Origin of the sequence: Bradyrhizobium sp. Gha (assembly GCF_900113735.1) — a bacterium.
GTDB lineage: Bacteria > Pseudomonadota > Alphaproteobacteria > Rhizobiales > Xanthobacteraceae > Bradyrhizobium.
The window spans coordinates 1-7,896 of record NZ_FOQM01000078.1; the positions used below are offsets into that span (position 1 = coordinate 1).

The following is a 7,896-nucleotide window of genomic DNA, read 5'->3' on the forward strand; positions in this document are numbered from 1 at the left end:
GTGAAGCGGAATGTCGCGCCGCCCGATGCGTTGTTCTCGGCGACCATGCGACCGCCGTGAGCCTCGATGATCGAGCGGCTGATCGACAGTCCCACGCCCATGCCGGTCTCTTTGGTGGTGAAGAAGGTCTGAAAAAGGTTTGGAATGACGCTGTCCCGGAAGCCGGAGCCGGTGTCCGACACCTCCACCTCGATGATGTCGTCACTGATGCGGGTGTTGGCCACGATGAGCTCGCGCCGCGGCGCGTGCGCCATCGCTTCCAGCGCGTTGCGGAACAGATTGACCAGGACCTGCTGGATCTGCACGCGGTCGGCGAGGACAAGGTCGGCGCCTGGATCGAGAGTGAAGCGGAGCTGCACGTTTTGCTCGCGCGCGCCGGCAAGACCGAGCGCGCCGGCTTCTTCGATCAGCTTCGACAGGCTCTCGACCCGCTTCTCGGATTCGCCGCGCGAGACGAAGTCGCGCAGCCGCCGGATGATCTGGCCGGCGCGCAGTGCCTGCTCCGACGCACGATCCAGCGCGCTCTCGATCTTCGCAACGTTGGGATCGGTGCTGCCCGCGAGCAACCGCCGCGATCCCTTCATGTAGTTGCTGATCGCCGCCAGCGGCTGATTGATCTCGTGGGCGAGCGCGGATGCCATCTCGCCCATCGCCGTCAGACGCGAGACATGGACGAGCTCGGACTGCAATTCCTGCAGCCTTGCCTGGGTCTGCTGGTGCTCGGTGAGGTCGCGGACGAAGCCGGTGAAATAGGGCTCGCCGCCGGACTGCATCTCGCCGATCGACAGATGCATCGGGAACGTCGTGCCGTCGCGGCGCTTGCCGGTGACGATGCGGCCGATGCCGATAATGTGCGGATCATTGGTCGAGCGATAGCGCGCGATGTAGCCGTCGTGCCGGGTGCGGTCCGGCTCCGGCATCAGGATGTTGACGTTCTGGCCGATCGCCTCCTGCTCGGACCAGCCGAACAGGCGCTCGGCGGCCGTCGAGAACAGCTGCATGATACCGCGACCATCGATGACGATCATGGCGTCCGGAATGGTGTGCAGGATGGAGCGGAGGTGACTCTCGCGCGTGCGCAAGGCTTCCTCGACCTGCTTCTCCTTGTCGATGTCGAGGAAGATGCCGCTGAGATGGCGTGCAGCGCCGGCATCATCCCGGATCAGGCCGGCGCGCGCCCGGATCCATTTGGCCCGGTCGGACGCTTCAGCAATCTTGAAAGAGACGTCGAAGCCGCCGCCATGCGCAGCGACCTGTTCGATCGCAGCCTCGACGCGTTGGCGGTCTGCGGGCCCGAGCCGCGACAGGAAGAGAGCGTAACTTGCCGGCTGGCCCCGCTCGATACCGAGTAGCATCCGTGCAGTTTCTGACCATTCCAGCTCGCGCGTCGTGAGGTCGAGATCCCAGGTTCCGACGCCGAACCCCTCGATCCGGACCCGGAAATGCTCGCCGCGATGATCGTCCGGCGGATGCGTTACGCGGGTCGGCGACAAGTCGTGTCTCCTCTTGCTCGGTGACGGGCGATGACGCAGCGACCATGGCTGCAATTTCGCCCAAGCGACGTCCCTAGGCAAGTTCGGATAGCTGATTCCATTGGCGGATTTCCGCAATTCGGCGTCGGGCAATTTGATCTACCTCATCCCGCCCGGACAGGGCTAGGCTAGATTTCACGCCAGTTCATTGCCATTCGGAGACGCCCGATGACATACGCGACCGTGATGGTCAGCCTGGCGCTGGACCAGCTCAACACTGTGCAGCTTCAGGTGGCGGGCGAGCTGGCCGAACGATTCGAGGCCGATATCGTCGGGATTGCTGCAGCGCGATTCGCGCCGCCGCTTTATTTCACGGATGGTGCCGAGGCCCAGCGGCTGGTCGATCAGGAGGAGGGCTCCGTCAAGCGGCGCCTTACCGATCTGGAGGCGCAATTCCGCGCCGCGACCAGAAGGTGCAGCGGGCGTGCGGAATGGCGCAGCGCCACGGATTTTCCCGCACGATACGTCCTGGCACAGGCGCGCTGCGCCGACATCATCGTCAGCGGCGGGCAGAGCTCGACCTTCTCCGACGCCTTTTCGATGGCAAGCCCCAGGGATCTTGTGATGCAGACCGGTCGGCCGCTGCTGGTCGTGCCTGATCAAATCAACTGGCTCGATCTGCGCAGCGTGCTGGTGGCCTGGAAGGACACGCCGGAGGCGCGGCGCGCGGCGGCCGATGCGCTGCCGATGCTGCGCAAGGCCAAGGACGTCGTCGTCGTCGAGATTCCGGAAACGAACGACGACCGCTCGGCGGTGATGGCACATGTCAGCGACGTCGCCGCCTGGCTCGCCCGCCACGGCGTCACCGCGTCCGCGCGGGTCGCGGAGGCGGGAAACGAAACTGCCGCCGTACAATTGGAGAGGATCGCCGGCGATGTCGGTGCCGGCCTGATCGTCGCCGGCGCCTACGGCCATTCCCGCTTCCGCGAGCTGATTCTCGGCGGCGTCACGGAATATCTGCTCACGCAAACCGCCCGCTGCGTGCTGCTGTCGCACTGACGGCGAGGCGGCACAGACAATCGATGAGGACGCGCTGTGTACAAATTCCTTGAGCAGATCGTCGAAAGCTACATGACGCGCAACGTCAGCACGGTGGGGCGTGACCACGATCTGCTCGCCCTCAGCGAGATGTTCGAACAGGATGATTTCAACTCGTATCCGGTCGAGGATGACGGTCAGGTCGTCGGCATCGTCACCAAGTTCGATATCCTGAAGTGCTTTGCGTTCACGCCGAGCCAGATGCTGCCGCGCTATCACGACCTGATGAACCGCAAGGTCGGCGACGTCATGACGCCGGAGTTCATCTATGTCGGCCCGGAAACGCGGCTGACGCGCGTGCTCCAGCTCATGGTCGAGCACCGCATCCGCAGCATCATCGTGCTCGACGGCGCTCAGAAACTGGTCGGAATCATCGCGCGCGAGGACGTCATCGCGGCGCTCAAGGCGACGGCGAACGCCTGACGTTAAAGCGAAAAGTCAATAATGGCTCGGCAATCTCCGGGAAGGCGACGCCATGCTCGGCGCGATGCCAAACCATTGGCATTGCTGCCTGATCAGGATCGGCCTCGCATGAACAGAATTCCATCTATCTTGATCTCAATCAAGTCCCCGCGGGAGTCGGTGTGCTTTCTGGCGGCGTGTTCTTTCAGAGAGAATCCGCGATGCCCCAGCCCTCCATCTCGAAAACCATGACGACAGGCGAAAGCGGCCTGGCGCTCATCTTCGCGGTTACCGCCTTCCTGTGCCTGATTGCCTCGGCCAAGGCGGTTGACGCGCCTTTCGCCTTTCACGCCGGGCTGAGCGCGGCGGCGAGCCTGGCCGCGATGTTCTTCATCGTCAACCGCTACTACGACCGCCCGGCGGCGCTGCCGCCTGCCGAGATCAACGGTCGTCCAAACTACAATATGGGCCCGATCAAGTTCACCGCCGTCATGGCGATGGTCTGGGGCATTGCGGGCTTCCTGGTCGGGCTGATCATCGCCTCGCAGTTGGCCTGGCCCGCACTGAATTTCGATCTACAATGGATTCAATTCGGCCGGTTGCGGCCGCTGCACACCTCCGCGGTGATCTTCGCTTTCGGCGGCAACGTGCTGATCGCGACATCCTTCTACGTGGTGCAGAAGTCCTGCCGCGCGCGGCTCGCCGGCGATCTCGCGCCCTGGTTCGTCGTGCTCGGCTACAACTACTTCATCCTGATCGCCGGCACCGGCTATCTGCTCGGCGTTACCCAGTCCAAGGAATACGCCGAGCCGGAATGGTACGCCGACCTCTGGCTGACCATCGTCTGGGTGACTTATCTCCTCGTCTTCCTCGGCACGATCCTCAAGCGGAGGGAACCGCACATCTTCGTCGCGAACTGGTTCTATCTCGCCTTCATCGTGACGATTGCGGTTCTGCATCTGGGCAACAATCCCGCTTTGCCGGTGTCGTTCTTCGGCTCCAAGTCCTACATCGCCTGGGGCGGCATCCAGGATGCCATGTTCCAGTGGTGGTACGGCCACAACGCCGTCGGCTTCTTCCTGACCGCGGGTTTCCTCGCCATCATGTACTATTTCATTCCGAAGCGCGCGGAGCGGCCGGTCTATTCCTACCGGCTCTCGATCATTCACTTCTGGGCGCTGATCTTCCTCTACATCTGGGCCGGCCCGCACCATCTGCACTACACCGCGCTGCCCGACTGGACGCAGACGCTCGGCATGACGTTCTCCATCATGCTGTGGATGCCGTCATGGGGCGGCATGATCAACGGCCTGATGACGCTGTCGGGCGCCTGGGACAAGCTGCGTACCGATCCCGTGCTGCGCATGCTCGTGGTTTCCGTCGCCTTCTACGGCATGTCGACCTTCGAGGGGCCGATGATGTCGATCAAGGTCGTCAACTCGCTCAGCCACTACACCGACTGGACCATCGGCCACGTGCATTCCGGTGCGCTCGGCTGGGTCGGATTCGTCTCCTTCGGCGCGCTGTACTGCCTGGTGCCTTGGGTGTGGAATCGCAAGGGGCTCTACAGTCTCAAGCTGGTCAACTGGCATTTCTGGATCGCGACGCTCGGCATCGTTCTCTACATCTCCGCGATGTGGGTGTCGGGCATCCTGCAGGGCTTGATGTGGCGTGCTTACACCTCGCTCGGCTTCCTCGAATATTCCTTCATCGAGACCGTCGAGGCGATGCATCCCTTCTACGTCATCCGCGCCGCCGGCGGCGCGCTGTTCCTGATCGGCGCGCTGATCATGGCCTACAATCTCTGGATGACGGTTCGCGTCGGCGAGCAGGAAGTCCAGATGCCCGCCGCTCTTCAGCCGGCGGAATGAGGAGCTTGCCATGTCGTTCTGGACACGCCATCAAATCTTCGAAAAGAACTCGATCATCTTGGTCGTAGGCATTTTGCTGGTGATCGCGATCGGCGGTCTCGTCGAGATCACGCCGCTGTTTTACCTCAAGAGCACGATCGAGGTGGTCGACGGCGTCAGGCCCTACACGCCGCTGGAGCTCGCCGGCCGCAACGTCTATGTCCGCGAAGGCTGCTATCTCTGCCATTCGCAGATGATCCGTCCGTTGCGCGACGAGGTTGAACGCTACGGCCACTTCTCGCTCGCCGCCGAGAGCATGTTCGATCACCCGTTCCAGTGGGGGTCGAAGCGCACCGGGCCAGACCTTGCCCGCGTCGGCGCCAAATATTCCGACGACTGGCACGTCACGCATCTGACCAATCCGCGCGCGATCGTGCCGCAATCGGTGATGCCGGGTTATCCGTTCCTCAGCTCAACCGAGGTCGATCCGGCGACGATCGCCGACCATATGCGTACGCTGCGGACCGTCGGCGTTCCCTACACCGACGACCAGATCGCCAACGCCGCCGCCGACATGAAGGCCCAGGCCGATCCTGACAATGCCGGCAGTGACGCCTTCAGCAAGCGCTATGCCAAAGCCGTCGTGCGCAATTTCGATGGCAAGTCCGGCACGCCGACCGAGATGGACGCGCTGATCGCGTACCTGCAGATGCTCGGCACGCTGGTCGACTTCAAGCTCTACAACGAGAAAGCCAATCTTCGCTGAGAAGGCATCACCGATGAAAGCCATCCTGACACTCGACAATCTCGCATCCGGCCTCGTGACCACGATCTGGACGCCGGTCTTCGTCGCGATCTTTCTCGCGATCATCGCCTACGCGTTCTGGCCCCGCAACAAGGCCGCGTTCGACGAAGCGGCCAGCCTGCCGCTGCGGGAGGAGTGAGAGATCATGAGCGAGCATCATGGCGAATTTGATTCCGTCACCGGCAGGCACACGACCGGGCATGAATGGGACGGCATCAAGGAGCTCAACACCCCGCTGCCGCGCTGGTGGGTGATCTGCTTCTACCTCACCATCGTCTGGTCGATCGGCTACTGGATCGTCTATCCGGCCTGGCCGCTGATTTCGAGCAATACGACCGGTCTGTTCGGCTACTCGACACGCGCGAACGTCGCGGTCGAGCTTGCCAATCTCGAGAAGATCAGGGGCGACAAGATGGCGGCGCTCGGTGCAGCCTCGCTCGCCGACATCGAGAACGATCCGGCCCTGCTGGCGCTCGCCCGCGCCAAGGGCAAGACCGTGTTCGGCGACAATTGCGCGCCGTGCCACGGCTCCGGCGCTGCCGGCGCCAAGGGCTATCCGAACCTGAACGACGACGACTGGCTGTGGGGCGGCACGCTCGAGCAGATCATGCAGACCATCCAGTACGGCGCACGCTCGGGTCACGCCAAGTCCCACGAAGGCCAGATGCTGGCTTTCGGCAGGGATGGCGTGCTGAAGGGCGACGAGATCGTCACGGTGGCCAATTATGTGCGATCGCTGTCGGGCCTCTCGACCCGCAAGGGCTATGACGCCGCCAAGGGCGAGAAGATTTTTGCGGACAATTGCGTCGCCTGCCACGGCGATGGCGGCAAGGGCAACCAGGAGCTCGGCGCCCCCAATCTGACCGACAAGATCTGGCTCTATGGCGCGGATGAAGCGACCTTGATCGAGACTATCACCAACGGTCGCGCCGGCGTCATGCCGGCTTGGGAAGGGCGGCTCGATCCCGCCACCATCAAGGCGATGGCGGTCTACGTCCACTCCTTGGGCGGCGGAAAATAGCCTGATGTTGTCAGGGGGGTGAACAAAAACGCCCCCCGCTTGAGCTGGATCAATCGACGCGGCGGCGGGGGCTCTAGGTTTAATCGCACCTTCTCGAGACAACCCGCGCGATGAACAAGACCGTGAACCCGAACGACCTCACATCGGATGACGACGACGGGCCGCTTTACGTAGCCCGAACGAAGGTCTATCCGCAGAGTGTTTCCGGTACTTTCCGCCGGATCAAATGGGGCCTGATGGCGTTCTGCCTCGGCGTCTACTACCTGCTGCCGTTCGTGCGCTGGAACCGCGGCATGGGTGCCCCCAGCCAGGCGGTGCTGATCGATCTCCCCAACAGCCGCTTCTATTTCTTCTTCATCGAGCTGTGGCCGCAGGAAGTCTATTATTTCACCGGACTGTTGATCGTCGCCGCCGTGACGCTGTTCCTGATGAACTCGGTCGGCGGACGCATCTGGTGCGGCTATCTTTGCCCCCAGACGGTTTGGACTGACCTGTTCTATGCGGTCGAACGCTTCTTCGAGGGTGATCGCCGCGAGCGGATGCGGAAGGACAAATCGGCCAGCGCGCTGACGCTCAAGCGCGTATCCGAGATCGTGCTCAAGCATGTGACCTGGCTGATGATCGCCTGGTGGACCGGCGGCGCCTGGGTGCTCTATTTCAACGACGCGCCGACGCTGGTGAAGCAGCTCCTGTCCTTCCAGGCGCCTGTCATCGCCTATATCTGGATCGGCATTCTGACGGCGACGACCTATGTGCTGGCCGGCTTCATGCGCGAGCAGGTCTGCACCTATATGTGTCCGTGGCCGCGGATCCAGGCTGCGCTCACCGACGAATGGGCGCTCAACGTCACCTATCGCTACGATCGCGGCGAGAAGCGCACCTCGGTCAAGAAGGCGGCCGAGCTGCGCGCGCTCGGTCAGTCAGTCGGCGATTGCGTCGACTGCTATCAATGCGTCGCGGTCTGCCCGACCGGGATCGACATCCGCAACGGGCCGCAGCTCGAATGCATCCAGTGCGGACTCTGCATCGACGCCTGCGACAACGTCATGACCAAGATCGGTCGACCGAAGCGGCTGATCGGCTATGACAACGACATCAACATCCAGCGTCGCCAGGAAGGCAAGGCGCCGGTTTATCGCATCGTCCGGGCCCGCACTGTCGTCTACAGCGCGATCATCACGGCGGTGGGTGGTATCATGCTCTACGTGCTGGCGACGCGCAGCCTGCTCGACGTCAACGTGCTGCATG

At 62.9% G+C, this 7,896-nt stretch carries 8 protein-coding genes; 7 read left to right on the forward strand and 1 reads right to left on the reverse strand.

Annotation, left to right across the window (positions count from 1 at the left end; translation table 11 throughout):
• Positions 1 to 1,493, reverse strand: a 1,493-nt coding sequence (gene fixL / locus BM222_RS39375; RefSeq protein WP_092239964.1) for a sensor protein FixL, incomplete at its 3' end; no start/stop codon positions are given.
• A gap of 207 nt (positions 1,494 to 1,700) precedes the next feature.
• On the opposite strand from fixL, the gene BM222_RS39380 reads away from it, so the two are divergent.
• The 7 genes from BM222_RS39380 to ccoG all read left to right on the forward strand — a co-directional run.
• Positions 1,701 to 2,531: a universal stress protein gene (locus BM222_RS39380; protein WP_092239965.1), complete on the forward strand. Its 831-nt coding sequence runs from the start codon at positions 1,701 to 1,703 to the stop codon at positions 2,529 to 2,531.
• 36 nt (positions 2,532 to 2,567) lie between these two features.
• A complete protein-coding gene (locus BM222_RS39385) occupies positions 2,568 to 2,993 on the forward strand; it encodes a CBS domain-containing protein (RefSeq protein ID WP_092239966.1) in 426 nt (141 codons plus the stop codon).
• A 200-nt stretch (positions 2,994 to 3,193) separates the two neighbouring features.
• Positions 3,194 to 4,843: a cytochrome-c oxidase, cbb3-type subunit I gene (gene ccoN / locus BM222_RS39390; protein WP_092239967.1), complete on the forward strand. Its 1,650-nt coding sequence runs from the start codon at positions 3,194 to 3,196 to the stop codon at positions 4,841 to 4,843.
• 10 nt (positions 4,844 to 4,853) lie between these two features.
• The gene (ccoO, locus tag BM222_RS39395) at positions 4,854 to 5,588 is read left to right on the forward strand and encodes a cytochrome-c oxidase, cbb3-type subunit II (RefSeq protein WP_092239968.1); all 735 of its coding nucleotides are present in this window, start codon (positions 4,854 to 4,856) and stop codon (positions 5,586 to 5,588) included.
• 13 nt (positions 5,589 to 5,601) lie between these two features.
• Positions 5,602 to 5,766 (forward strand): CcoQ/FixQ family Cbb3-type cytochrome c oxidase assembly chaperone, encoded by a 165-nt coding sequence (locus BM222_RS39400; RefSeq protein WP_027528922.1) that lies wholly within the window; start codon positions 5,602 to 5,604, stop codon positions 5,764 to 5,766.
• Positions 5,767 to 5,772: 6 nt separating this feature from the next.
• Complete coding sequence (gene ccoP / locus BM222_RS39405; RefSeq protein ID WP_092239969.1) at positions 5,773 to 6,648, forward strand: cytochrome-c oxidase, cbb3-type subunit III; 876 nt, start codon at positions 5,773 to 5,775, stop codon at positions 6,646 to 6,648.
• Positions 6,649 to 6,758: 110 nt separating this feature from the next.
• A partial coding sequence (gene ccoG, locus BM222_RS39410) for a cytochrome c oxidase accessory protein CcoG (protein WP_092239970.1) occupies positions 6,759 to 7,896 on the forward strand: 1,138 nt, incomplete at its 3' end.

What these genes read in the sequence shown, in the direction of transcription:
- BM222_RS39400 (WP_027528922.1), top strand. Translation starts at nt 5,602, where the DNA reads ATGAAAGCCATCCTGACACTCGACAATCTCGCATCCGGCCTCGTGACC.
- ccoN (WP_092239967.1), top strand. Translation starts at nt 3,194, where the DNA reads ATGCCCCAGCCCTCCATCTCGAAAACCATGACGACAGGCGAAAGCGGC.
- BM222_RS39380 (WP_092239965.1), top strand. Translation starts at nt 1,701, where the DNA reads ATGACATACGCGACCGTGATGGTCAGCCTGGCGCTGGACCAGCTCAAC.
- ccoO (WP_092239968.1), top strand. Translation starts at nt 4,854, where the DNA reads ATGTCGTTCTGGACACGCCATCAAATCTTCGAAAAGAACTCGATCATC.
- ccoP (WP_092239969.1), top strand. Translation starts at nt 5,773, where the DNA reads ATGAGCGAGCATCATGGCGAATTTGATTCCGTCACCGGCAGGCACACG.